The sequence below is a fragment of the Lentibacter sp. genome, from assembly GCF_965658795.1.
GTDB lineage: Bacteria > Pseudomonadota > Alphaproteobacteria > Rhodobacterales > Rhodobacteraceae > Lentibacter.
The window spans coordinates 24129-46673 of sequence record NZ_CBFHTG010000015.1 but is presented as its reverse complement, the minus strand read 5'-3'; the positions used below and the strand labels follow the sequence as shown (position 1 = coordinate 46673).

The window sequence follows — 22545 nt, the reverse complement described above, 5'->3', positions numbered from 1 at the left end:
GTGATGGTGGGTTTGCACCCACCCTACGGCGGGTTTTGGAGATTGCACTTGAACAGGCAGCCCTTTGAAGGGCAAACTTAACCCAAACGGGCTGGGGAGCAGCCCGAGCACAGGGAGAGAGCCGATGAAACTCATGAAGTTTGCGACAGCCAGCGCGCTGGCGATGATGGTGGCAGGCGCAGCCACGGCCAAGAGTGACATTACGCTCGCCATGCAGCTTGAGCCGCCCCACCTTGACCCGACAAGCGCTGCCGCAGGCGCGATTGACAGTGTGCTTTATGCGAACGTGTTTGAGGGGCTGACGCGCTTTGCCTCGGATGGCGCGATCATCGCGGGGCTGGCACAGAGCTGGGAGGTTTCGGACGACGGGCTGACCTATACGTTCAAGCTGGCCGAGGGCGTGACCTTTCACGACGGAACCACGATGGACGCGGAGGACGTAAAGTTCAGCCTTGACCGCGCGCGCGCCGAAGACAGCGCCAATGCGCAGAAAGCGCTGTTTGCGAGTATTGCCGAGGTGGAGGCCGTAGACGCCAGCACTGTGAAGATCACGCTGAGCGCACCCAATGGCTCGCTCCTCTTTAACCTTGCGTGGGGCGATGCTGTGATTGTCGCGCCGGAGAGCATTGAAAACATCAAGCAGGCGCCAGTGGGCACGGGCGCTTTCAAGTTTGACAACTGGGTGCAGGGCGACAACATCACGCTGACGCGCAACCCTGACTACTGGGGCACGCCAGCCAAGCTCGACAAAGTGACCTTCAAGTTTATTGCCGATCCGACAGCGGCCTTTGCCTCTGTTATGGCCGAAGATGTGGATGTGTTTGCGGGCTACCCCGCGCCCGAGAACGTGCCGCAGTTTGAGGCGGATGCGCGCTTTCAGGTGATTGTGGGCAATACCGAGGGCGAAACGATCCTCTCGACCAACAACAAGATGCCACCCTTTGACAACGTGAAGGTGCGCGAAGCGCTGGCCCATGCGATAGATCGTCAGGCTATTATTGACGGGGCGATGTTTGGCCTTGGCACACCGATTGGCACGCATTTTGCGCCGCACAACCCCGACTATATCGACCTGACGGCAGGCAGCGCCTATGACCCTGAAAAGGCAAAAGCGCTGCTGGCTGAAGCGGGCTTTGCCGAGGGCTTCACCACCACGCTCAAGCTGCCGCCGCCCTCTTATGCGCGCCGTGGCGGAGAGATTATTGCCGCACAGCTGCGCGACGTGGGCATTCAGACCGAGATCACCAATCTGGAGTGGGCGCAGTGGCTTGAAGAGGTGTTCAAGGGCAAGGACTTTGGCCTCACGATTGTGAGCCACACCGAGCCGATGGATATCGGGATTTATGCGCGCCCTGATTACTATTTCCAATATGATGATGCCGAATTCCAAGCCATGAACACCGAGCTTGAGGCCGAGGCCGACCCAGCCAAGCGTTCGGCGCTTCTGGAGGCGATGCAGCGCAAGATTTCGGGCGACTATGTGAACGGGTACCTCTTTCAGCTGGCCATTCCGACCATTGCCAAAGCGGGTGTGCGCGGGCTTTGGGAGAACGCACCAACGCAGGCCAATGACATGACGGGTGTTTACTGGGCCGAATGAGCCACAAAGCCAGCGTCTGCGCGGTTTGCGGGCGCTGGATTTGGATATTTAGAGCAAAAAGAAAGAGCGGGCGGGGCGCATGCTGAGATTTGTTATCAAGCGCCTGATCTCGCTGCTGGTCTCGCTGGCGGTTGCCTCTGTTGTGATCTTCCTGTTTGTCGAGGTCGTGCCGGGCGACCCTGCGGCCTATATGCTGGGCATGAATGCGCAGGAAGACACGCTGGCTGCGCTGCGCGAGCAGCTGGGGCTGAACGGCACATTGCTTGAGCGCTACTTGGGCTGGGTTGGCGGGATGCTGACGGGTGATTTTGGCACTTCCTACACCTACCGCACGCCTGTGAGCGAGATGATTGGCGAGCGCATGTGGATCAGCCTGCCGCTGGCGATCTATGCGCTGACATTGAGCACGCTGATTGCCTTTCCCGCAGGGATTTGGGCGGCGAGCAAGCGCGGCAGCCTCGCGGATGTGCTGGTGATGGGCTTTACGCAGCTTGGTGTGGCGATCCCGAATTTCTGGTTTGCGATGCTGATGGTGCTGTTTTTTGCCATCAACCTGCGCTGGTTTAGCGCGGGCGGATTTGCGGGCTGGGACGCGGGCTTTGGTGCGGCTGTGAAGAGCCTGACCTTGCCTGCCATTGCGCTGGCTTTGCCGCAGGCGAGTATTTTGGCGCGGGTGATGCGCTCTTCACTTCTGGACACGCTGGGGGAAGATTACATCCGCACTGCGCGCGCCAAGGGGCTGAGCCGCAGGCAGGCCTTGTGGCGGCATGCTTTGCGCAATGCGCTTATCCCTGTGCTGACGATCATTGGCTTGCAGTTTTCCTTTTTGCTGGCGGGGGCGATTATCATTGAAAATGTGTTCTACCTGCCCGGCCTCGGGCGGCTTGTCTTCCAGTCGATTGCAGCGCGTGATCTGATCGTGGTGGAGAGCGTGGTGATGCTGCTTGTCTTTGCGGTGATCCTTGTGAACTTTCTTGTGGACGTGGCTTATGCGCTGGTTGATCCGCGCTTGAGGGTGCGGGCGTGAACCGCTCGCTCGTCATAGGGGCTGTGCTGACGGCTGTGTTTGTATTGGCCGCGCTCGTGAGCTTTGTCTGGACGCCTTATGACGTGTTGGGGTTGGATATCCCCAACAAGCTGAAAGAGCCGAGTGCGGCGCATTGGCTGGGGACAGACCATTTTGGCCGCGATATCTTTTCCATGATCATGGTGGGCGCGCGCACCTCGATTGCTGTGGCGGTTGTGGCTGTGGGCATCGGGATGCTCTTGGGTGTGCCGCTTGGCCTTGCTGCAGCGGCGCGCACGGGCACGCTTCTGGACGAGGTGATCATGCGTGGCAATGACCTTGTCTTTGCCTTTCCGAGCCTTCTCATTGCGATCATGATCACGGCGGTTTTTGGCGCGAGTGCTGTGAACGCGATTATCGCCATCGGAATATTCAATATCCCTGTCTTTGCGCGGCTCGTGCGCGGGGCGGCGCTGAGCCTCTGGACGCGTGATTATGTGCTGGCGGCGCGGGTTTCGGGGAAGGGCGCGGCGCGGATCAGCTTTGAGCATATCCTGCCCAATGTGACGAACTTGCTGATTGTGCAGGGCACGATCCAGTTTTCGCTGGGCATTCTGGCGGAGGCGGGGCTGAGCTATGTCGGCCTTGGCGCGCAGCCGCCCACGCCGAGCTGGGGCAGGATGCTGGCGGAAAGCCAGACCATGTTCAGCTTCAAGCCGCATCTGGCGATCTTTCCGGGGCTGGCGATCTTGCTTACGGTGCTGGGGCTGAACCTCATGGGGGACGGGTTGCGCGATGCGCTGGACCCGCGCCTGCGGAGGGCGAAGCGATGAGCCTTTTGCAGATTGAGGCGCTTTCGGTGAGCATCCACGGCACGCAGGTGTTGCGCGACGTGTCGCTGTCTGTTGCGGCGGGGCAGATTGTGGGGGTGATCGGCGAGAGCGGATCTGGCAAGTCGATGACCGCGCTCTCTGTGCTGCAGCTTTTGCCAGAGGGGGCGGCGGCGACAGGGCGCATCGCCTTGAGCGGACATGAGATGCTTCAGCTTGAGGAGGCCGCGCTGTGCAGCCTGCGTGGCAACGAAGTGGGCATGGTGTTTCAGGAGCCGATGACGGCGCTGAACCCCATTCAGACGATTGGCGCGCAGGTGGCGGAGACGATACTCATTCATGAGGACGTGAGCCGCCGCGAGGCGCTGGAGCGGGCGCGCGCGGCGCTGCGCCGCTGCGAGCTGCCAGAGGAGCGCTTTCCGCTCAGCCGTTATCCGCACGAGCTTTCTGGCGGGCAGCGCCAGCGCGTGGTGATTGCCATGGCGATTGCTTTGCAGCCGAAACTATTGATTGCCGATGAGCCGACGACGGCGCTTGATGTGACGACGCAGGCGGAGATTTTGACGCTGCTTAAGCGGCTGGCGCGCGAAGACGGAATGGGGCTTTTGCTGATCACCCATGACTTGGCTGTGGTGGCCGATATGGCCGACGAGATTGTCATCATGCGGCAAGGCGAGGTTGTGGAGCGTGGGGCAAGCCCCGCTATATTCCGCGAGATGCAGCACCCGTATTCACGGGCTTTGCTCGCGGCCTCCGACCATCAGCCCGCGCGCGCGGGGCATGTCTTTGATACGCCGCTTTTGCAGGTGAAAGACGTGGTGCGCGACTATGCCTTGCCGCGCGAGAGATTGTTTGGCGGGGCGCGCAAGTTTCGCGCGGTGAACGGTGTGAGCTTTGACATCCGCCGTGGCGAGAGCCTTGGGCTTGTGGGCGAAAGCGGCTGTGGCAAGAGCACGCTCACCCGCGCCATTCTGGGGCTGGAAGAGGTGCAGGGCGGCGCGATTTTGCTCGATGGACAGCCTGTTTTCTCTGGCAAAACCCCCAACCGCGCGGTGCGGCGCAAGATGCAGGTGGTGTTTCAAGACCCTTACGGCAGCTTTAACCCGCGCTGGAAAGTGGGGCGCTTGGTGGCAGAGCCGTTTCATGTGCTGGACGCGGCGCCAGAGGGGCGCGCGCGGGACGCGGCCATCAGGGACGCGCTTGAGAAGGTGGGGCTGTCTGCAGAAGATGCGGACAAATATATCCACGAGTTTTCGGGCGGGCAGCGCCAGCGCATCGCGATTGCGCGGGCGCTGATTATCAAGCCCGAGCTGATCATTCTGGATGAGGCGGTGAGCGCGCTGGATGTGAGCATTCGTGCGCAGATACTTGACTTGCTGGCCGACCTTGGCGCGCGGTTCGGGCTGACCTTTCTGTTTATCTCTCATGACCTGAGCGTGGTGCGCAACGTGACCGACCGCTGCCTTGTGATGCAGGCGGGAGAGATTGTGGAAGAGGGGGTGACTGCCGATATTTTCGAGCGGCCCCGGCACGCTTACACCAAAGAGCTGATTGCGGCGGTGCCGCTGCTACCTGATATGACATCCGCTTGAGAGGAATGCGCTATGAGCCTGACAGATCTTTGGTTTGATCCGAGCAAATGCCTGATTGATGGCGCGTGGGTTGCGCCTGAAGGGGGGCAGGTCTTGCCGCTCCTCAACCCGTCAACAGGGGAGCAGATTGGAGAGATTGCCCGTGGGCAAGCGGCTGATGTGGATGCGGCTGTGGCGGCGGCACGGCGGGCCTTTGAGGGCGTCTGGGCGCGGATGCCTGCGGCCGAGCGCGGGCGTATCCTCATGCGGCTGGGCAAGCTGGTGGAGACACGGGTGGACGCGCTGGCGCGGATCGAGGCGCTGGATGTTGGCAAGCCGCTGGGCCAGGCGCGGGCCGATGCGCGGGCGCTGGCGCGCTACTGCGAGTTTTACGGTGGCGCGGCCGATAAGCTGACGGGAGACACCATTCCTTACCTTGATGGTTACACTGTCTACACCCTGCGCGAGCCGCATGGGGTGACGGCGCATATTGTGCCCTGGAATTACCCGATGCAGATCATTGGCCGCTCTGTTGGCGCGGCTCTGGCGGCGGGAAACTGCTGTGTGCTCAAGCCCGCCGAAGACGCTTGCCTGACGGCGCTGGCCTTTGCCGCGCTGGCGCGGGAGGCGGGGCTGCCTGACGGTGTGCTGAATGTGGTGACGGGGCTAGGCTGCGAGGCGGGCGCGGCCCTGAGCGGACATGACGGGATTGACCATATCTCTTTCACAGGCTCGGTGGCGACCGGCAGCATGATACAGGCGGCCGCGGCGAAACATGTGAAACCTGTGACGCTGGAGCTGGGCGGGAAAAGCCCGCAGCTTGTGTTTGAGGATGCAGACCTTGATGCGGCGCTGCCGTTTCTTGTGACTGCGGGGATACAGAACGCAGGGCAGACCTGTTCGGCCTCCTCGCGCATTCTGGTGCAGCGTAAGGTCTATGACGAGGTGGTGGCGCGGATGGCTGCGCGCTACGCGGGTTTGCGTGTGGGGCAAGCCATGGCTGACCTTGATGTGGGGCCGCTGATATCGGCCAAGCAGAAGAGTATTGTGAGCGGGTTTCTGGCGCAGGGCGCTGACCTTGAGCGCGTCGCCGAGGGCGTTTTGACAGATGCGCCTGCGGGTGGGAACTTTGTGGCGCCCACGCTGTTTGCGGGCGTGTCGGCCAGCCATGCTCTGGCGCGCGACGAAATCTTCGGGCCTGTGCAGGTGATCATTCCGTTTGAGGATGAGGCGGAGGCTGTGAGCATTGCCAATGGGACAGACTACGGGCTTGTTGCCTCGGTCTGGAGCGCGAACGGTGCGCGGCAGATGCGGCTGGCCAAAGCCATTCGGGCGGGGCAGGTCTTTATCAACAATTATGGCGCGGGCGGCGGGGTCGAGCTGCCGTTTGGGGGCGTGGGCAAGTCGGGCCATGGCCGCGAAAAGGGCTTTGAGGCGCTCTATGGCTTTACCACGCTCAAGACAGTTGCGGCGTTTCATGGCTGATTTGGGCCTTTCCATCGCCGCGCTGGCGCGCGATGCTGCGGCCTTGTCTGTAAGGGGTCTTTGATGCGCAAGCTTTTGAGTGTTGTCTTTTTGGTGTTCGGATTTGCTGTGCAGGCGCAGCAGCCGCCCAGCGAGGCCGAGATTGCGCGGATCCTCGGCGAGATCGAGACTTTGCCGGGGATGCGGGAGTCGTTGATGCGCTCGGGCTTTGAGGGTGAGAACCTTGATGTGGCTCTGGAGCAAATCGGAATCATACTGGGCGATCGAGAGATTGCGGCCCATCTGGCGCAGCGTATTCTGGCCGCAGGGCGCGGGGATTGGGCCACGGCCCAAGCTGCCCAAGGGCTGATCCGTCCGCTGCTCGACCGCGGGATGAGCCACTTGAGCCCCCGCGAGCTGAGCTACTTTTATCAAGTGGAGCAAACCGTTTTGAACGCGATGCCAAAGCGGGACTGTGGACGCGCGTTTCAGAACCGCATCGCACCTGATGTTTTGGCGCAGCGCACCGCCCGTGTGGCGGCGCGGCTGAACACGCCTGCCTTGCGCGAGTATTACCGTATTCAGTATCGGGCGGCAAAATATGGGGTGACACGCAGTGCGAAGCCGCTTTCGCAGGCTTTGCGCACACGGGTGACTGCGCGGTTGAAAGCCGAGCTTGAGACAGCAGCAGAGGCCCGCCCAAACGGGCGCGCCCTGATGCGCACCATGGCCGACACCGACCGCGCGACCGTGTCTGCGGCCTGTGAGGCGGGGCGCTTTTTTCTGGATGTTGTGATGCAGATAGAGCCGCGCGCGCGGCACGAGATACTTTTGGTACTGTCAGAAGACACATAGGAGGGCAGGATGCGGCTTGAGGGAAAAACAGCGATTGTCACGGGGGGCGCAAGCGGCTTTGGCGCGGGGATCGCGCGCAAATTTGCCGCCGAGGGCGCGCAGGTGATGATTGTGGATCTGGACCACGACGGCGCAATGGCGATGGCGGATGAGCTGGGTGCCGGCCATTTCGGACATAGGGCCAATGTGGCAAAGTCTGCGGAGGTGGCCGAGGTGGTGGCCACTGCGCGGCAGGTCTTTGGCGAGGTGGATATTCTGGTGAACAACGCGGGCATCACGCATTTGCCCAAGGCGATGGAAGAGGTGGATGAAGAAGAGTTTGACCGTGTTTTTGCGGTGAACTGCAAGTCGGTCTACCTGTTTGCGCGCGAGCTTGCGCCTTTTATGAAGCTGCGCAAGGCGGGGGCGATTTTGAACCTTGCCTCCACCGCCGCTGTGAGCCCGCGCCCGCGCCTGAGCTGGTATAATGCCTCTAAGGGCTGGATGAACACGGCCACCAAAGCCATGGCTGTGGAGCTGGCCCCTTATGGCGTACGCGTGAATGCGCTGAACCCTGTGGCCGGGGAGACGCCGCTTCTGGCGAGCTTTATGGGCGAGGACACACCGGAAATACGCGCCAAGTTCCTGAGCACCATTCCTTTGGGGCGGTTTTCCACGCCGGAAGATATGGGCAATGCGGCGTGTTTTCTCTGTTCGGATGAGGCGAGTATGGTTACGGGTGTCTGTATGGAAGTGGATGGCGGGCGCTGTATTTGAAGTCGTATTTTCGCTGCGCGAAAATCCGACCGATGAGGGGGGCTAGCCCCCCTCAAACTCCCCCCAGGATATTTGGGGCAAAAAGAAAGAGCTGAAGATGCGCGTTGATTTGGTGTTGCTGTGTTTTGCTTATGTGTTGAGCCAGTTTTACCGCGCGTTTTTGGCGGTTTTGACCGATGTGCTGGAGCGCGATATTGGCGCGAGCCCTGAAGACCTTGCGGTGGCGTCGGGGCTTTGGTTTCTGGCTTTTGCGGCGATGCAGATCCCTGTGGGCTGGGCATTGGACAGGGTGGGGCCGCGGCGCACGGCCTCGGTGCTTTTGCTGTTGGGCGGCGGCGGTGGTGCCGCGGTCTTTGCTCTGGCGACGGCGCCTGTGCATATTTCGATTGCGATGCTTTTGATCGGGGTCGGCTGCTCGCCTGTCTTGATGGCGTCTTACTACATATTTGCGCGCAGCTACCCTGCGGCTGTGTTTGCCACGCTGGCCGCTCTTGTGCTGGGCATTGGCTCGGTGGGCAACCTTGCTTCGGCTTTGCCGACCACGCTGGCTGTGGAGGCCTTCGGCTGGCGCGCGGTGGTTTGGGGCACCGCTTTTGTGAGCGTGCTGACGGCGATTGGCTTGTTCTTTGTGGTGAGAGACCCTGAGCAGGTGGTTTCGGATGTCAAAGGCTCTTTGCTTGACTTGCTCAAGATGCCCGCGCTTTGGCTGATTTTTCCGCTGATGGCGGTGCAATATGCGCCTGCGGCCGGGGCGCGGGGGCTGTGGATCGGCCCGTTTTTCCGCGATGTATTCGGTGCTGACAACGGGCTTGTGGGCAATGTCACCTTGCTGATGGGGGCGGCGATGATTGCGGGTACTTTTGCCTATGGGCCGCTTGACCGCCTGCTTGGCACGCGCAAATGGGTGATTTTGGGTGGTAACCTTTTGAGCATGGCGGCGTGCTTCTGGCTGGGGCTTGTGAGTGTGCAGAGCCTCTGGCTGGCGGTGGGCCTGTTTGCGGCCATCGGATTTTTCGGGGCGTCTTTCCCCATGATGATGGCGCATGGGCGCTCGTTTTTTCCGCCCCATCTGGTGGGGCGTGGTGTGACGCTGATGAACCTGTTTGCCATTGGTGGCGTCGGGGTCATGCAGATGCTCACGGGGCGGCTCTATGCGAAAGTGTCAGAAACCGCGCTCAGCCCTGCGGAGCCTTATCAGGCGCTCTTTGTCTTTTATGGCGCACTTGTCGCGCTGGGGCTGATTATTTACCTCTTCGCGCGCGACAGGACCGACTAGCTCTTTATTCTGCGGGCGGGCTGCGCTATGGGGCGTCGTCCTAGACATAAGGAGTCTTTTTGATGGGCTATAACGTTGTTGTCGTCGGGGCCACAGGAAATGTGGGCCGAGAAATGCTGAACATCCTCGCGGAGCGCTTGTTCCCTGTGGACAAGATTGCTGTGCTTGCGAGCCGTAAATCGCTCGGAACGGAAGTCAGCTTTGGAGACAAGACGCTCAAGACGGAAGACCTGGACACATTTGATTTTACGGGCTGGGATATGGCGCTGTTTGCGGTCGGCTCGGATGCCACCAAGAAATATGCGCCACTGGCCGCGAAAGCGGGCTGTGTTGTGATCGATAACTCTTCGCTTTACCGCTATGACAGCGAGGTGCCGCTGATCGTGCCTGAGGTGAACCCAGAGGCGATCCACGGCTATGCCAAGAAAAACATCATCGCCAACCCCAACTGCTCGACGGCGCAGATGGTTGTGGCGCTGAAGCCTTTGCACGACCGTGCGCGCATCAAGCGGGTTGTTGTGAGCACATACCAGTCTGTTTCGGGCGCGGGCAAAGAGGGCATTGACGAGCTTTGGGACCAGACCAAGAGCATCTATAACCCCACCGACAGCAAGCCGCCGCGCAAGTTTACCAAGCAGATCGCCTTTAACGTGATCCCGCATATCGACGTGTTTATGGACGACGGCTCGACCAAAGAAGAGTGGAAGATGGTCGCCGAGACCAAGAAGATCATTGATACATCAATCAAGGTCACAGCGACCTGTGTGCGTGTGCCTGTTTTTGTAGGGCACTCCGAGGCGATCAACATCGAGTTTGAAGACTTTTTGGACGAAGACGAAGCGCGCGACATTCTGCGTGAGGCGCCCGGTGTCATGGTGATCGATAAGCGCGAAGATGGCGGTTATGTGAGCCCGATTGAATGTGTTGGCGACTTTGCCACCTTTATTTCGCGCATCCGTCAGGACAGCACGATTGATAACGGTATCAACCTCTGGTGCGTCTCTGACAACCTGCGCAAGGGCGCGGCTTTGAACGCGGTTCAGATTGCCGAGCTTTTGGGCCGTGAGGTTTTGAAAAAGGCCTAAGGCGCTTTTTTAGCAGTTGAGAAGGGGCTGGCCGAGAGGCTGGCCCTTTTTTGGTGTGCGCCTGATCGGCGGAGGTTTGCCCAGATCGGCCCGCTGTGCGCCTTCGGGAGCAGATGGGCTTGCGCCTCGGGGTGGCTTGGCCTTTGGTGAGCCTGTATTTTTGGAGGTTCCCATGCGCGCGACACTTATTGTTCTTTCGCTTTTTCCCTCGGGTCTTTTGGCCGATGTTATCCCGCTCACCAGCGATGTGAGCGCCGTGACGCTCTACCCGCAGGGCGCAACGGTTGTGCGGGAGGTGCCGTTTTCTATGGCGGCGGGCCAGCATGAGCTGGTGCTCACAGATTTGCCGCGCTCCACCGATGTGTCACAGGTGCGCGTGGCGCTTACGGGGGCCACGCTTGGCGCTGTGACGGGGCGGGCGGAGAAGGTTGCGCCGCAAGACGCAGCGGTGAGCGCCGAGATAGAGGCGGCGAAAGCCGAGGTCGCGCGGCTGGAGGCCGAGCTGCGCCGGGGCGCGGGCGAGGTGAGCCTCATCCGCCTTGAAAGCGAGGCCGCCGAGGCGCGGGTGGCTTTTTTGCGCGGGCTTGGCACGGCGGAGAAGACCACAGCCATGGACGCGGAGGCGCTGCGCGGGCTTGCGGCTATGATTGGCGAGGAGACATTGGCGGCGCGGAAGCTTTCGTTTGAGGCCGAGTTCAAGGCCGTTGAAGCGGAGCTTGCGCTGGAGGATCTGCGCGGGGCGCTTGCGCGCGCGCGTCAGGGGCTGGCTGCGTTGCAGACCGAAGACGAGGGCGCTGTGCAGCTGAGTGTTGCGGCGTCGTCGGACGCCGCGACGGAGGGTGTGATCACGCTGTCATACACCCATTATGATGCGGGGTGGGTGCCGACCTATGATATGCGCCTGAACAAGGCTGAGGGGCAGCTTGCGATCGAGCGGGGGGCGTTGATCCGCCAGGGGACGGGCGAGGACTGGAGCGATGTTGCGCTTACGCTGTCGACCGTGCGGCCCAGCGAGCAGCTTGCGCCCAATGAGGTCTTTGGCTGGCAGCGTGGCGTGATCGACCCTGCTGCGCCGATGCCGCGCCAGAGCAAACAGATTGAGCTGAGCAGCCTTGCGCGGGACGGGGTTATGGTCGCGGATGCGCCGATGATGGCGGCGGAAGTTGCCGAGGCGGTGCCAAGCTATGACGGGCTGGCGGTGACATATGCCTACCCGACGCCTGTGAGCGTGGCCAACCGCGCCGATAGCCTGCGGATCACGCTGGGGACTGTTGAGACAGAGGCCGAGGTCAAAGCCCGGGCTGCACCGCTCTATGACGCCACGGGCTTTATGATGGCGGGTATCACCAATGATACGGGTGAGCTGATTTTGCCGAGCTCTCACATGCGGCTTTATCTGGACGGGCGCTATATGGGCCAGAGCCGTCTTGATGATGTGATCCCCGTAGGCGCTGAGGCGGACATTCCGTTTGGGGCGATTGACGGGTTGCGCCTGACGCGGACGGTGACGCGCAACGAGGGGGATCGCGGGATGATCAGCCGCTCTACCGAGCTGAGCGAGGCGGTCAGGATCGAGGTGGAGAACCTGACGGGTCAGGACTGGCCTGTGACGCTGTTTGACCGTGTGCCCTATTCGGAGCAGGAGGAACTGGAGATCCGCTGGAGCGCAAGCCCGCGCCCGACGGTTGAGGGCTTTGACGATCGGCAGGGGGTGCTGATGTGGGCGTTTGATGTGACAGCTGGCGCAACAGAGGCGGTGACGCTGCGCTACGCGCTGGAGTGGCCCGAAGGCAAGCTGCTGCGCTGAGAGAGGATCGAATTCGGCTGCGCCAAATCCGATCAGTCGAGGGGGCTGTCTGCCCCCTCGAGCTCCCCCGAGGATATTTGGAGCAAAAAGAAAGCAGGTGCGGTTCGGGCTGTGGCGTGTGGCGGGCTTTAGAAGCGTTCGGCGCGCAAGACTTCGCAATCGGTGATGTTGACCACGCCGATGTGTTTTTCGACCACTTTGAAGGCGGCTGTGAGCAGGGCATCGAGGCGCTCTTCGCGCACAATGCAGATGAATTGCACCATGCCTTCGGCGCGCCCGACCTGGCCTGTCCGGTCCCAGAGGCCTGAACGGCCCGAGCCGCCATAGACGGGCAGAATGGTGAAACCGTGGACTTCGGCCTTCATGAGCGCGTCGGAGAGGCGCGACTGCATGATTTTTTCGATGGTGATTTCGACGCGTTTGGCTTGGTGGGTTTGCATGGATCAGGCTCCGAAGACAAAGCTGGCGACCGCGAGGTAGAGCGGGATGCCAAGCACGAGATTGAACGGGAAGGTCACGCCGAGCGAAAGCGTGAGGTAGATGGAGGGGTTTGCCTCGGGCAGGGCCACGCGCATGGCGGCGGGGACGGCAATGTAGCTGGCTGAGGCGGAGAGTGTCATGAGCAGAACCGTTCCGCCAAGGCTCAGGCCGAGGCCGAGGGCTGCGAGAAGACCGAAGGCTGCGCCGATGGGCGGCATCACGATGCCAAAGGCGATGCTGCCCCAGCCCAGCAGCTTGCCGCCCTTGGCAAGGCCACGGCCTGCGACGAGGCCCATATCCAGGAGGAAGAGGCAGAGCACGCCTTTGAACGGAGCAACGACGAAGCTGCTGATTTCGGCCAAGCCCTCTTCGCCTGTGATCATGCCGATGAAGAAAGCGCCGACGAGCAGAACAATCGAGCCGTTGAGCATGATTTCGCGCCAGAGGTTTGCATCCATGCGCCCGCTCTCGCCGCGCGAGATGAGCCAGAGCGCCGAGAGAATGGCCGGGGCTTCCATGGCGGCGGCCACGGCAACCATATATCCCTCGGAGGCGATGCCCGAGCTTTCAAGCACCGAGGTGGCAGCAACAAATGTGACGATGGAGATAGAGCCGTAATGCCCTGCAACGGCGGCGGCATTGAGCCTATCAAGCCCAGACATGGCGCGCAGGAGGGCGAAGGCCACAAGTGGCAAGATGGCCGAGAGAATGACGCCCGCCACGAGGCTGAGGCCCAGTGTCATATCAACGCCGTGGGCGGATACGCTGACGCCGCCTTTGAAGCCGATGGCAAAGAGCAGGTAGATGGAGAGCGCCTTGGCGGCCGCCTCGGGCACAGAGAGATCAGAGCGCGCCAGTGACGCGGCGACGCCAAGTGCAAAGCACAGAACGATGGGGGAGAGCAGGTTGTCGGCTGCCAAGCTAAGAATGTCGCCCATGGTATTCCTCTTTGGTTCGCAAATTTGCACCTGAATAAGCGAAAACGCCCATCAGGGAAGTGTTTTTTGACCTCTCGCTGAGATGCGTGCCTCAGATTTCGCAGAAAGCGTCTTGTTTGAAGAGGTATTCTTCGATCAGCCCTTCGCCGATGTCGTGCCAGAGCCCGTGGATCGAGATTTTGCCGCTTTCGACATCTTCGGCGACAAACGGGAATGTCTTGAGGTTTTTCAACGAAATGAGAACGGCCTCTTTTTCGAGCGCCACGGTCTGCTCTTCGGCTGGGAGATGTTTGACGCGCTCATAGCCCGGGCGCAGGATATCCATCCAGCGGCCCACGAAAGACTCGCGCTTCTCAAGCTCGGGCGCTCGGCCTGTGCACATATCAAGGCAGCCCGCGACACCGCCGCAGTTGGAGTGCCCCATGATGATGATATGGGCGACCTTGAGCACGGTCACGGCATATTCGATGGCGGCTGATGTGCCGTGCTGCGCTCCATCGGGTGTGTAGGGCGGCACGAGATTGGCGATATTGCGGTGCAGGAAGAACTCGCCTTGCTCGGCACCAAAGATGGATGTGGCATGGACGCGGCTGTCACAGCAGGAAATGAGCATGGCGCGTGGATGCTGCCCGTCGGCGGCGAGGCGGCGATACCAGCTTTCGTTCTCGCTATAAGTGGTGGCTTTCCAACCTTGAAAGCGCTGAACGAGATACTGGGGTAAAGGCTTGGTCGTGTGCATGGCGGCGCTGTCCGTTGCGGTTTGTTCTGTGTTGCTGTCTTGAATAGTCTGCATTCTCGAAGAATTCGAGAGAAAAGGCTCTGGCGGTTAAACCATTTGCGAGGGATTGCCTGCGATATTGCTCCGTGCCGTGGGCAAAAACCAAAGGGTGAGACTATGCAACAAGTGACGATGCTTGCGATGAGCGAGCCTGTCCAGCTGGATGCGGACAAGCTTGAAGAGCTCTACGAAGAGCTGGGAGATGTGGCCGCAGAAGATGTGGTGTGCCGCGCAATGGAGGAGCTGGCGGTCAAGCTGGCACAGGTAGACCGGCTTTATCGCAGCCATCAGATTGAGCCGATGCGCAAGACGGCCCGCTCTATGGGGGCGATTGCAGCGCAGGTGGGCATGAATATGCTGGCGCGTGTGGCGGCGGATGTCACCCGATGTGTCGACGCGGGTGATGCGACGGCTCTGGCGGCGGTGGTGCAGCGTTTGATGCGCACGGGCGAGAGCTCTTTGACCCAGATATGGCAGGCGCAGGACCTTTCCCTGTGAGGGGCAAGAATAAGGTTCCCTCTCCGGCGTAACTTGCTCTAGGCTGCGGCTTGAAACCAGCCAGAGGACGATGCCCGTGAGCCTGAAATTTGCCCCCGATAGTGCCGATGCAATCCCGCTTTATTTGCTTGAGGCGGATGCGCTGGAGGGCTGGCTTGCGCGCCAGAGCGGGCCTGTCAAAACATGGGTGCAAAGCGCAGGCTTTGCAGGCGGGCTGGGCGAAGCGCTGGCTGTGCCTGCGACAGATGGCAGCCCGCTCTGTGCGCTGGCCGGCTATGGCACGGCGGCTGCGCGCAAGCGCACGCGCTTCGGGCTGGCCGCGGCTTCGGCCAAGCTGCCTGCGGGCACGTATAAGCTGGTGAGTGCGCTCACAGGCGCGGCCCTTGAGGCCGAGGCGCTGGGCTGGCTGATGGGGCAGTATGTCTTTGACCGCTATGCGGAGGCGAAAGCGCCAGCCGCGCGGCTGGTTGCGCCCGAGAGCATTGACGCGGCCAAGGTTGAGGCCGTGGCCAAAGGAGAAGCGCTCACGCGTGATCTGATCAATACACCTGCAAACGACATGGGGCCGAGCGAGCTTGAGGCGGCGGCCAGTGCGCTGGCGCAGGCACATGGTGCTGACTTTCATGTTGTGCGCGGCGAGGCGCTGCTGGAGCAGAACTTCCCGCTTATTCACACGGTGGGGCGCGCCAGTGACCAAGCGCCACGGCTCATTGATATGCGCTGGGGCGAGGCGGGGCCAAAGCTGACGCTTGTGGGCAAGGGCGTGTGCTTTGACACAGGCGGGCTGAACCTGAAGCCCGGCGCGTCTATGGGTCTGATGAAGAAAGATATGGGCGGGGCGGCGACTGTGCTGGGCCTTGCCGAGATGATCATGGCGCTGGGGCTGAAGCTCCAGCTGCGCGTGCTCATTCCTGCGGTGGAAAATGCTGTCAGCAGCAATGCTTTCCGCCCCGGTGATATTTTGCCGAGCCGCAAGGGGCTGACTGTCGAGATCAACAACACCGATGCGGAGGGACGGCTTGTTTTGGCGGATGCGCTGACGCTTGGGGCAGAAGACAGCCCTGACCTTATGATCTCGATGGCGACTTTGACGGGCGCGGCGCGTGTGGCTGTCGGGCCAGACCTTGCGCCCTATTTCAGCGATGATGCGGGGTTTGTGGCGGCTTTGGAGGCGGGCGCGGCCACGGCAGAAGACCCTGTTTGGCGGATGCCGTTTTGGGAGCCCTATGAGGCGATGATCGAACCCGGGATTGCCGACCTTGATAATGCGCCCAGCGGAGGCTTTGCGGGCTGTATTACGGCGGCACTTTTTCTGCGCCGTTTTGCTGGCGAAACCAATTACGCGCATTTTGATGTTTATGGCTGGACCCCCGCCGCCAAGCCTGCGCGGCCGAAGGGGGGTGTGGGCATGGGCGCGCGTGCGCTCTTGGAAGCCTTGCCTGATATGTTGGGTTTGTGATGGATCGCCGCACAACGCCGACCAACGGACGCGTGGCTGCTGCCCGACTTGAAGGCCAAGTGGAGGCCGAAAAATTTGTGACGGGGGCGGCGCGTCAGGTGATGGTGCCTGTGGCCGACCTTTTGCGCGCGCCGGATGGCAAACGCGACCGCCAGTTGCTCGCGGGGCAGGTGGTGAGCGTCTATGAGGAGCTTGACGGCTGGGCTTATGTGGAAAGTGCGCTTGATGGCTACTGCGGCTATACGCGCGCCGAGAGCCTGGGCGCTGTGCGCGAGGCGACCCACCGCGTGACTGCGCGCGCGACGCATATTTACACACAGGCCGATATCAAAAGCCCTGACCGCGCCAGCCTGAGCTTGGGCAGCACCCTGCGGGTTCTGCGTGAGCAGGAGGGCTTTGCAAAAGTGCCTGAAGGCTTTGTGCCGCTGGTGCATTTGAGCGGGCTTGAGCCTGAGGCTGACCCTGTTTCTGTGGCGGAGCGGCTGCTTGGCACGCCTTATCTTTGGGGTGGAAACTCTGCCTTTGGGATCGACTGCTCGGGCCTTGTGCAGGTAGGCTGCACGGCCTGCGGGATTGCCTGTGCGGGTGACAGTGACATGCAGCAAGAGAGCCTTGGTGCCGATTTGCCAGCGGATGCAGCGCTGCAGCGCGGGGATATTTTGTTTTGGAAAGGCCACGTGGCTTGGGTGGCGGATGAGGCGCGGATTGTGCACGCCAATGCCCACCATATGGCCGTGGCGTATGAGCCGATTGCCGAGGCGATTGCACGTATTGAAGAACAAGGCGGCGGGCCAGTGACGGCGCGCAAAAGACTGGGAAGTACACCCTGAGAGAAAGGTCGAATTTGGCTGCGCCAAATCCGACCGTCTGGGGGCAAAGCCCCCAGACTCCGAGGCCATTAGACCAGAAGATGCTGCGCTTAGGGCTTCAGGCAGGTTTCAAACCCTGCGGTGAGGCTTTCCATGAGGCTGGCATAGTGGCCGGCGCCAAGGGGCAGGTCAGCACCAAGCGGATCAATTGTCACCGCCGGGATGTTGAGTGTTTCGGTCACAAGCGTGATGCTGGATTTGGGTGTGCTTGGCTCGATGACAAAGCAGCCAAGGCCGGGTGAGCCTGCAAGAACTTCGCGCAGATGTGCCGGGCCTGCATCCTGATCGTCTGAGTCTGTCACAGCGGCGTGGGATGTGAGGCCGAAGCGGACTTCAAAATATTGATACGCATCATGCGCTGTGAGGAACTCAAGGTCTGAGAGGGCTGACAAGCGGGCTGCGTTTGCTGTGGCCTGTGCCTCAATCGCGGCGGCGGCTGTGGCCGCGTTGCTGCGGTAGGTGCCCGCATTGGCAGGGTCAAGGCGCGCCAGCTCTTCGGCGATGAGCGAGAGCCAGATCACTGCATTTTCAGGGTCAAGCCAGAGGTGCGGGTCCATGCGTGGTGCATCGGCTTTGGCCTCGTGGTCATGGCCGTGGTCATCATGTGCGTGCTCGTCATCGGCGTGGCTGTCGTGGTCATGTCCTTCTTCGGCATGGTCATCATGGCCATGATCGTCGTGATCTTCATGATCGTGGCTTTCGGCTTTGACGGGCTTTTCGTCCTCGTGGGCATGGCCGTGATCATGCATGTGCGCGCCGCGTTTGGCCAGAAGGAGAGTGCCTTCGGCGTCCATCAGCGCAAGGCTTGCGGCCTCCGGGGCCATTTCGCTTTTGGCCTCGGCAAGCCATGGGGACATCAGCGGGCCAACCCAGATCAGCAGGTCACTGGCTTGCAAGCGCGCGGCCTCTGAAGGGCGCAGGGCGTGGCCATGGGGGGAGGCATTGGGCGGCGTGAGCAGCTCTGGCGCGCCGAGGTCGCCCATCACTTGTGTTGTGAGGCTGTGGAGCGGTGCGATATCGGCAACGACGCGCAGAGGCTCCGCTGCGAGGCTGCTGGCAAAAAAGAGGCTGGAAACAGTGAGGTATTTTAGCATGATAAGCTCCGAAACTGGTGGACGTTTCGTGGTGTATGTTATAACATAACAATATGAGTCAAGATATGAATTCGAAAAACCCGTCTTCAAGTGCCTTTGATGCGCATGATCACGCCCATTGCAAAGCGACGTCTATGGCGGCGGCCGAGGCGCTCTGTGCTGCGCGCAAGCTGCAGTTGACGCCCGCGCGCAAGCGGGTGCTGGAGATATTGCTCGAGGCGCACGCCGCGCTTGGGGCTTATGATGTGCTGGCGCGGCTGGCGGCGGAGGGCCTTGGCTCAAAGCCGCCTGTGGCCTATCGCGCGCTCGGGTTCTGGGTGGAGCAGGGGCTGGTGCACCGTATTGAAAAGCTCAACGCCTATGTGGCCTGCGCGCACCCAGGGCGGGAGCATGACGCGGCCTTTATGATCTGCCGTGACTGCGGGCTTGTGGCCGAGACCGAAAGCGTAGCGCCTTTGGGGCAGAGCGCGGGTGCGGCTGGATTTCAGATTGAATCTGTGGTGATAGAGGCCGAGGGCTTGTGCCCCAAATGTATTCCTGAGGGCAGAGCATGAGTTTGATAGAGGCGCGGGGGCTGGCCAAGACCTTTGGCGGCGAGACTGTCTTGCATGGGGTTGATCTGCAGGTTGAGCGCGGCGAGATTGTCACCATCGTGGGGCCGAATGGCTCTGGCAAGTCTACGCTGCTCCGGATGCTTGCAGGTGTGTTGCAGCCTGACAAAGGCCAGATCACACATGCGAGTGGCCTCAAGATTGGCTATGTGCCGCAAAAGCTGTCTCTTGAGGCGAGCCTGCCCATGACGGTGCGCCGCTTTCTCAACGTGCCGCGCCGTGTGAGCGAGGCAGATGCGGTGGCTGCGCTTGAGCGCGTGGGGATTCTGCCTTTGGCGAGGCGCAGCCTTGAGGGGCTTTCAGGCGGGCAGATGCAACGTGTTTTGCTGGCGCGCGCGCTGATTGTGAAGCCTGATGTCTTGATGCTGGATGAGCCGACACAGGGCCTTGACCAGCAGGGGCAGGCCGACTTTTACCGCCTTATTGAAGAGCTGCGCGCCGAGATGGGCTGTGCTGTGCTGATGGTGAGCCACGAGCTGCATGTTGTGATGAGTGCCTCGGACCGTGTGATCTGCCTGAATGGGCATATCTGCTGTGAGGGCACTCCCGAGATTGTCCGCAATGCGCCTGAGTACCGCCGCCTCTTTGGGACGGGGACACAGGGTGCGCTGGCGCTTTACCGCCATGAGCATGACCATGTGCACGATGAAAGCTGTGCGCGGGGTCACGCTCACTCTCATGAGGATGCACACTGATGTTGAACGACTTTCTGGTGCGCGCGGGGCTGGCGGGCCTTGGCGTTTCGCTTGCGGCGGGCGCGCTTGGGCCTTTTGTTGTCTGGCGGCGGATGGCCTATTTTGGCGATGCAATGGCCCATGCGGCTATTCTGGGTGTCGCGCTGTCGCTCGGGTTTGAGATATCGCTCTTTGTGGGCGTATTGTTTTCAGCCTTGCTTGTGGCGGCGCTGTTTCTGGCTCTGACGCGGCGCAACCAGAGCGCCGATAGCGCGCTTGGTGTTATCGCGCATTCGGCGCTGGCCTTTGGCCTTGTGGCTGTGGCCATGAGTGCGGGGCCACGGGTGAATGTGGAAGCCTATCTCTTTGGCGATATTCTCACCGTTTCACGCGCGGATCTTACGCTGATCTGGAGTGTCGCGGCTGTGGTTGCGGCGTGGCTTCTTTGGCGCTGGCAGGCGCTGGTGACTTGGGTGCTTTCGCCCGATCTGGCCGAGACGAGCGGGTATAACACGAAGCTTGAAGAGCTTGGCCTGATCATGGCGCTGGCGCTTGTTGTGGCGGTCGGGATCAAGGCGGTTGGTGCGCTTCTGATTACGGCACTGCTGATTATTCCTGCGGCCAGTGCGCGGCCCCATGTCAAAACGCCTGAAGCCATGATTGCGCTGTCGCTCGGGTTTGGGGCGCTGGCGGCTGTGGCGGGGCTCAAGGGCGCGCTTTGGCTCGATACGCCTGCGGGGCCAAGTATTGTCTGTGCGGCGGCCTTTGCCTTTGCGGCCTCTATGCTCGTGGCCAAGGTGCGGGGGCGCTGATGTATCAACGGTTTGCTGTCTATTGCTGTCCTGAAGGCGCGCTTGGCGACTTTGGCAACGCTTGGCTTACCAGTGGGGCCGAGCTTGTGGCACGGCCTGCGCGCTACGGGTTTCATGCGACATTGAAAGCGCCGTTTGTTCTGGCTGATGGCCAGACAGAGGGCGGGCTTGCTGGCGCAGTGAAAGCGCTGGCGGCGGGGCTTGGGCCTGTTGAGGTGCCGCTTGTTCTGTCACGGATCGGGAGCTTTTTTGCGCTCGTTCCTGAGGGTGATGCCTCAAAGCTACGCATGCTTGCAGGCGCGTGTGTGCTGGAGCTGGACAGCTTTCGCGCACCGCTGACGGAGGCCGAGCGCGCACGCAAGCTGAGGCCCAATATGCCTGTGCAGCAAGTGGAAAACCTTGAGCGCTGGGGCTATCCCTATGTGCTGGATGACTTCCGCTTTCATCTCACGCTGACCGGGCCTGTGCCAAAGGCTGACCGCGCGGCTGTTGAGGCAGAGCTGCGCGCGGCACTCCCTGATCTGAGCGCGCCGCATCGGCTTGAGAGCATTTGCCTGTGTGGTGAAGACGCCGCGGGGTGCTTTCACGTCATCCAGCGCTTTGCCTTAGGCGGGGCTTAGGCCCAGTATTTGCCGCGCCTCGGCCGCTGTAGCGACGGGGCGCTCGTATTGCTCGCAAAGCGCGGCTGCGCGTGCGATCAGCGCGGCGTTTGAGGGCGCCAGTGTGTCACGGTCAAGGCGCATGTTGTCTTCCAGCCCTGCGCGGGTGTGCCCGCCTGCGGCGATGGCCCATTCATTCACCACAATCTGGTTTGGCCCGATCCCTGCGGCGCACCACTCGGCGTCGGGCGCGCGGCTCTGCAGGGTGCGCACGTAAAAATCAAACACCTCTTTGTCAGCGGGCATCGCGTTTTTGACGCCCATGACGAACTGTACATAGAGCTTGCCAAAGAGCTTGCCCTCACCGTGCATTTTGATCGCCTGCAAGATGTGGGAGAGGTCAAAGGCCTCTATCTCGGGGGTGATCTCGTATTTGACCATCTCGCTTGCGAGCCATGCGACAAGGTCGGGGCTGTTTTCATAGACCCGTGTGGGGAAGTTGTTGGAGCCAACCGAGAGCGAGGCCATATCGGGGCGCAAGGGCAGCATACCGCCACGCTCGAGGCCAGCGCCCGAGCGCCCGCCTGTCGAAAACTGCAAGATCACGTCAGGCGCATGCTTTGTCAGCTGGGCTTGCAGCTCGGCAAATTTGTCGGGGTCGGAGCTGGGCGTTTCGTCTGCGTTGCGCACATGGGCGTGGATGATGCTTGCGCCAGCTTCGATGGCGGCCAAGCTGCTCTCAACCTGTTCGGAGATGCTGGTGGGCACGGCGGGGTTGTTGGCCTTGGTGGGCACGGAGCCTGTGATGGCGCAGCAGAGAATGCAGGGTTTGCTCATGAAAATGCCTTAGATATCAAAGAAGACGGTTTCATCCTGCCCTTGCAGGCGGATGTCGAAACGGTAGGTGTTGCCTGTGCGCTTGGCGAGAAGCGTGGCGCGGCGGTGCTCCCATTCGATGCTGTTGAGCACGGGGTCGGATGAATTGTCTTCATCCTCAAAGTAGAGGCGTGTGTTCAGGCCCAAGTTGATGCCGCGCGCGACGATCCAGAGGTTGATGTGGGGCGCTTGCATCTGGCCGTTGCGGCCAAGGGTCGGGCCTGGTTTGACGGTGTCAAAGCTCCATTCTCCTGTGGCAAAGTCGGTGATGACACGGCCCCAGCCGCAAAACCCGTCCTCAGTCTCGCCTGCGCTTTCCGGGTGGGCATAGAGGCCTTGCGCGTTGGCTTGCCATGTTTCCAGAAGCACGTCTTTGACAGGCGCGCCTGTCCCGTCAATCACCACGCCTTGAATGCGGATGCGCTCGCCTGCGGCATTGGGGCCGGCAATGTCATGGCCCAGCTCTTCGCGATAAATGTCAAAGCCTGCCGCCCCCGGCGCGAGGCCGATGTGCACATAGGGGCCAGCGGTCTGGGAGGGGGTTTCTTTCAGATACTTCGGATCATTGGACACGCTCAGATTCCTTTCCGCATTTTCGAACCGCAAA

General features: G+C 61.3%; 23 protein-coding genes. 17 read left to right on the top strand and 6 right to left on the bottom strand.

Features of this window, described 5'->3' with window-relative positions; translation table 11 throughout:
* Nucleotides 1-133 precede the first annotated feature (133 nt).
* The 10 genes from ACTG3X_RS11085 to ACTG3X_RS11040 all read left to right on the top strand — a co-directional run bounded on the left by ACTG3X_RS11085 (nt 134) and on the right by ACTG3X_RS11040 (nt 12250).
* The gene (locus ACTG3X_RS11085; protein ID WP_439111351.1) at nt 134-1600 is read left to right on the top strand and encodes an ABC transporter substrate-binding protein; all 1467 of its coding nucleotides are present in this window, start codon (nt 134-136) and stop codon (nt 1598-1600) included.
* A gap of 79 nt (nt 1601-1679) precedes the next feature.
* A complete protein-coding gene (locus ACTG3X_RS11080) occupies nt 1680-2627 on the top strand; it encodes an ABC transporter permease (RefSeq protein WP_439111334.1) in 948 nt (315 codons plus the stop codon).
* Nucleotides 2624-3439 carry an ABC transporter permease gene (locus ACTG3X_RS11075; RefSeq protein WP_439111333.1) on the top strand — a complete coding sequence of 272 codons (816 nt, stop codon included), beginning with the start codon at nt 2624-2626 and terminating at the stop codon, nt 3437-3439. Before ACTG3X_RS11080 ends, ACTG3X_RS11075 begins: the two co-directional genes overlap by 4 nt.
* Entirely contained in the window at nt 3436-5028 is a 1593-nt protein-coding gene (locus ACTG3X_RS11070) for an ABC transporter ATP-binding protein (RefSeq protein ID WP_439111332.1), read from the top strand. The genes ACTG3X_RS11075 and ACTG3X_RS11070 overlap by 4 nt, the downstream gene beginning before the upstream one ends.
* A gap of 12 nt (nt 5029-5040) precedes the next feature.
* Entirely contained in the window at nt 5041-6492 is a 1452-nt protein-coding gene (locus tag ACTG3X_RS11065) for an aldehyde dehydrogenase family protein (protein WP_439111331.1), read from the top strand.
* A 63-nt stretch (nt 6493-6555) separates the two neighbouring features.
* Nucleotides 6556-7326: a hypothetical protein gene (locus ACTG3X_RS11060; RefSeq protein WP_439111330.1), complete on the top strand. Its 771-nt coding sequence runs from the start codon at nt 6556-6558 to the stop codon at nt 7324-7326.
* 9 nt (nt 7327-7335) lie between these two features.
* Nucleotides 7336-8082 carry an SDR family oxidoreductase gene (locus tag ACTG3X_RS11055; protein ID WP_439111329.1) on the top strand — a complete coding sequence of 249 codons (747 nt, stop codon included), beginning with the start codon at nt 7336-7338 and terminating at the stop codon, nt 8080-8082.
* 97 nt (nt 8083-8179) lie between these two features.
* Nucleotides 8180-9358 carry an MFS transporter gene (locus tag ACTG3X_RS11050; protein ID WP_439111328.1) on the top strand — a complete coding sequence of 393 codons (1179 nt, stop codon included), beginning with the start codon at nt 8180-8182 and terminating at the stop codon, nt 9356-9358.
* Between the two features lie 62 nt (nt 9359-9420).
* Nucleotides 9421-10443, top strand: coding sequence for an aspartate-semialdehyde dehydrogenase (locus ACTG3X_RS11045; RefSeq protein WP_439111327.1), 1023 nt, complete (start codon nt 9421-9423; stop codon nt 10441-10443).
* A gap of 172 nt (nt 10444-10615) precedes the next feature.
* A complete protein-coding gene (locus ACTG3X_RS11040; RefSeq protein WP_439111326.1) occupies nt 10616-12250 on the top strand; it encodes a mucoidy inhibitor MuiA family protein in 1635 nt (544 codons plus the stop codon).
* 128 nt (nt 12251-12378) lie between these two features.
* On the opposite strand, the gene ACTG3X_RS11035 is transcribed toward ACTG3X_RS11040, so the two are convergent.
* The 3 genes from ACTG3X_RS11035 to ACTG3X_RS11025 form a co-directional block, all read right to left on the bottom strand.
* A complete protein-coding gene (locus ACTG3X_RS11035; RefSeq protein ID WP_439111325.1) occupies nt 12379-12690 on the bottom strand; it encodes a P-II family nitrogen regulator in 312 nt (103 codons plus the stop codon).
* A gap of 3 nt (nt 12691-12693) precedes the next feature.
* The gene (locus ACTG3X_RS11030; RefSeq protein ID WP_439111324.1) at nt 12694-13668 is read right to left on the bottom strand and encodes a sodium-dependent bicarbonate transport family permease; all 975 of its coding nucleotides are present in this window, start codon (nt 13666-13668) and stop codon (nt 12694-12696) included.
* A gap of 91 nt (nt 13669-13759) precedes the next feature.
* Nucleotides 13760-14407, bottom strand: a complete 648-nt coding sequence (locus tag ACTG3X_RS11025) for a carbonic anhydrase (protein ID WP_439111350.1) — start codon at nt 14405-14407, stop codon at nt 13760-13762.
* A gap of 156 nt (nt 14408-14563) precedes the next feature.
* Here ACTG3X_RS11025 and ACTG3X_RS11020 point away from each other — a divergent pair, with 156 nt between their 5' ends.
* The 3 genes from ACTG3X_RS11020 to ACTG3X_RS11010 all read left to right on the top strand — a co-directional run bounded on the left by ACTG3X_RS11020 (nt 14564) and on the right by ACTG3X_RS11010 (nt 17233).
* On the top strand, nt 14564-14944 hold the full coding sequence (locus ACTG3X_RS11020; RefSeq protein ID WP_439111323.1) for a hypothetical protein: 381 nt from the start codon (nt 14564-14566) through the stop codon (nt 14942-14944).
* Between the two features lie 76 nt (nt 14945-15020).
* On the top strand, nt 15021-16403 hold the full coding sequence (locus ACTG3X_RS11015; RefSeq protein WP_439111322.1) for a leucyl aminopeptidase family protein: 1383 nt from the start codon (nt 15021-15023) through the stop codon (nt 16401-16403).
* Nucleotides 16403-17233: a C40 family peptidase gene (locus ACTG3X_RS11010; RefSeq protein ID WP_439111321.1), complete on the top strand. Its 831-nt coding sequence runs from the start codon at nt 16403-16405 to the stop codon at nt 17231-17233. The genes ACTG3X_RS11015 and ACTG3X_RS11010 overlap by 1 nt, the downstream gene beginning before the upstream one ends.
* A gap of 89 nt (nt 17234-17322) precedes the next feature.
* Here the strand turns inward: ACTG3X_RS11010 and ACTG3X_RS11005 are convergent, their stop codons facing one another.
* Nucleotides 17323-18366 (bottom strand): zinc ABC transporter substrate-binding protein, encoded by a 1044-nt coding sequence (locus ACTG3X_RS11005; protein ID WP_439111320.1) that lies wholly within the window; start codon nt 18364-18366, stop codon nt 17323-17325.
* Nucleotides 18367-18431: 65 nt separating this feature from the next.
* Between ACTG3X_RS11005 and ACTG3X_RS11000 the strand changes: the two genes are divergently transcribed.
* The 4 genes from ACTG3X_RS11000 to ACTG3X_RS10985 are packed head-to-tail and all read left to right on the top strand — an operon-like array spanning nt 18432 to nt 21083.
* Nucleotides 18432-18920 carry a Fur family transcriptional regulator gene (locus tag ACTG3X_RS11000; RefSeq protein WP_439111319.1) on the top strand — a complete coding sequence of 163 codons (489 nt, stop codon included), beginning with the start codon at nt 18432-18434 and terminating at the stop codon, nt 18918-18920.
* The gene (locus tag ACTG3X_RS10995; protein ID WP_439111318.1) at nt 18917-19672 is read left to right on the top strand and encodes a metal ABC transporter ATP-binding protein; all 756 of its coding nucleotides are present in this window, start codon (nt 18917-18919) and stop codon (nt 19670-19672) included. The genes ACTG3X_RS11000 and ACTG3X_RS10995 overlap by 4 nt, the downstream gene beginning before the upstream one ends.
* The gene (locus ACTG3X_RS10990; RefSeq protein WP_439111317.1) at nt 19672-20463 is read left to right on the top strand and encodes a metal ABC transporter permease; all 792 of its coding nucleotides are present in this window, start codon (nt 19672-19674) and stop codon (nt 20461-20463) included. The genes ACTG3X_RS10995 and ACTG3X_RS10990 overlap by 1 nt, the downstream gene beginning before the upstream one ends.
* Nucleotides 20463-21083, top strand: a complete 621-nt coding sequence (locus ACTG3X_RS10985; RefSeq protein ID WP_439111316.1) for a DUF1045 domain-containing protein — start codon at nt 20463-20465, stop codon at nt 21081-21083. Before ACTG3X_RS10990 ends, ACTG3X_RS10985 begins: the two co-directional genes overlap by 1 nt.
* On the opposite strand, the gene ACTG3X_RS10980 is transcribed toward ACTG3X_RS10985, so the two are convergent.
* Both ACTG3X_RS10980 and pcaG read right to left on the bottom strand, forming a co-directional pair.
* Nucleotides 21069-21899, bottom strand: a complete 831-nt coding sequence (locus tag ACTG3X_RS10980; protein WP_439111315.1) for a 3-keto-5-aminohexanoate cleavage protein — start codon at nt 21897-21899, stop codon at nt 21069-21071. The two genes, ACTG3X_RS10985 and ACTG3X_RS10980, sit on opposite strands and share 15 nt — an antisense overlap.
* Nucleotides 21900-21908: 9 nt before the next feature.
* Nucleotides 21909-22511, bottom strand: a complete 603-nt coding sequence (gene pcaG / locus ACTG3X_RS10975) for a protocatechuate 3,4-dioxygenase subunit alpha (RefSeq protein WP_439111314.1) — start codon at nt 22509-22511, stop codon at nt 21909-21911.
* Between the last annotated feature and the right edge of the window lie 34 nt (nt 22512-22545).

Bases quoted from the DNA above. Each gene is read 5' to 3' on its own strand.
- ACTG3X_RS10995 (WP_439111318.1), top strand. From the start codon at position 18,917: ATGAGTTTGATAGAGGCGCGGGGGCTGGCCAAGACCTTTGGCGGCGAG.
- ACTG3X_RS11070 (WP_439111332.1), top strand. From the start codon at position 3,436: ATGAGCCTTTTGCAGATTGAGGCGCTTTCGGTGAGCATCCACGGCACG.
- ACTG3X_RS11060 (WP_439111330.1), top strand. From the start codon at position 6,556: ATGCGCAAGCTTTTGAGTGTTGTCTTTTTGGTGTTCGGATTTGCTGTG.
- ACTG3X_RS10985 (WP_439111316.1), top strand. From the start codon at position 20,463: ATGTATCAACGGTTTGCTGTCTATTGCTGTCCTGAAGGCGCGCTTGGC.
- ACTG3X_RS11045 (WP_439111327.1), top strand. From the start codon at position 9,421: ATGGGCTATAACGTTGTTGTCGTCGGGGCCACAGGAAATGTGGGCCGA.
- ACTG3X_RS11040 (WP_439111326.1), top strand. From the start codon at position 10,616: ATGCGCGCGACACTTATTGTTCTTTCGCTTTTTCCCTCGGGTCTTTTG.
- ACTG3X_RS11080 (WP_439111334.1), top strand. From the start codon at position 1,680: ATGCTGAGATTTGTTATCAAGCGCCTGATCTCGCTGCTGGTCTCGCTG.
- ACTG3X_RS11005 (WP_439111320.1), bottom strand. From the start codon at position 18,366: ATGCTAAAATACCTCACTGTTTCCAGCCTCTTTTTTGCCAGCAGCCTC.
- ACTG3X_RS11050 (WP_439111328.1), top strand. From the start codon at position 8,180: ATGCGCGTTGATTTGGTGTTGCTGTGTTTTGCTTATGTGTTGAGCCAG.
- ACTG3X_RS11010 (WP_439111321.1), top strand. From the start codon at position 16,403: ATGGATCGCCGCACAACGCCGACCAACGGACGCGTGGCTGCTGCCCGA.
- ACTG3X_RS10990 (WP_439111317.1), top strand. From the start codon at position 19,672: ATGTTGAACGACTTTCTGGTGCGCGCGGGGCTGGCGGGCCTTGGCGTT.
- ACTG3X_RS11085 (WP_439111351.1), top strand. From the start codon at position 134: ATGAAGTTTGCGACAGCCAGCGCGCTGGCGATGATGGTGGCAGGCGCA.
- ACTG3X_RS11035 (WP_439111325.1), bottom strand. From the start codon at position 12,690: ATGCAAACCCACCAAGCCAAACGCGTCGAAATCACCATCGAAAAAATC.
- ACTG3X_RS11065 (WP_439111331.1), top strand. From the start codon at position 5,041: ATGAGCCTGACAGATCTTTGGTTTGATCCGAGCAAATGCCTGATTGAT.
- ACTG3X_RS10980 (WP_439111315.1), bottom strand. From the start codon at position 21,899: ATGAGCAAACCCTGCATTCTCTGCTGCGCCATCACAGGCTCCGTGCCC.
- ACTG3X_RS11055 (WP_439111329.1), top strand. From the start codon at position 7,336: ATGCGGCTTGAGGGAAAAACAGCGATTGTCACGGGGGGCGCAAGCGGC.
- ACTG3X_RS11030 (WP_439111324.1), bottom strand. From the start codon at position 13,668: ATGGGCGACATTCTTAGCTTGGCAGCCGACAACCTGCTCTCCCCCATC.
- ACTG3X_RS11020 (WP_439111323.1), top strand. From the start codon at position 14,564: ATGCAACAAGTGACGATGCTTGCGATGAGCGAGCCTGTCCAGCTGGAT.
- ACTG3X_RS11025 (WP_439111350.1), bottom strand. From the start codon at position 14,407: ATGCACACGACCAAGCCTTTACCCCAGTATCTCGTTCAGCGCTTTCAA.
- ACTG3X_RS11000 (WP_439111319.1), top strand. From the start codon at position 18,432: ATGAATTCGAAAAACCCGTCTTCAAGTGCCTTTGATGCGCATGATCAC.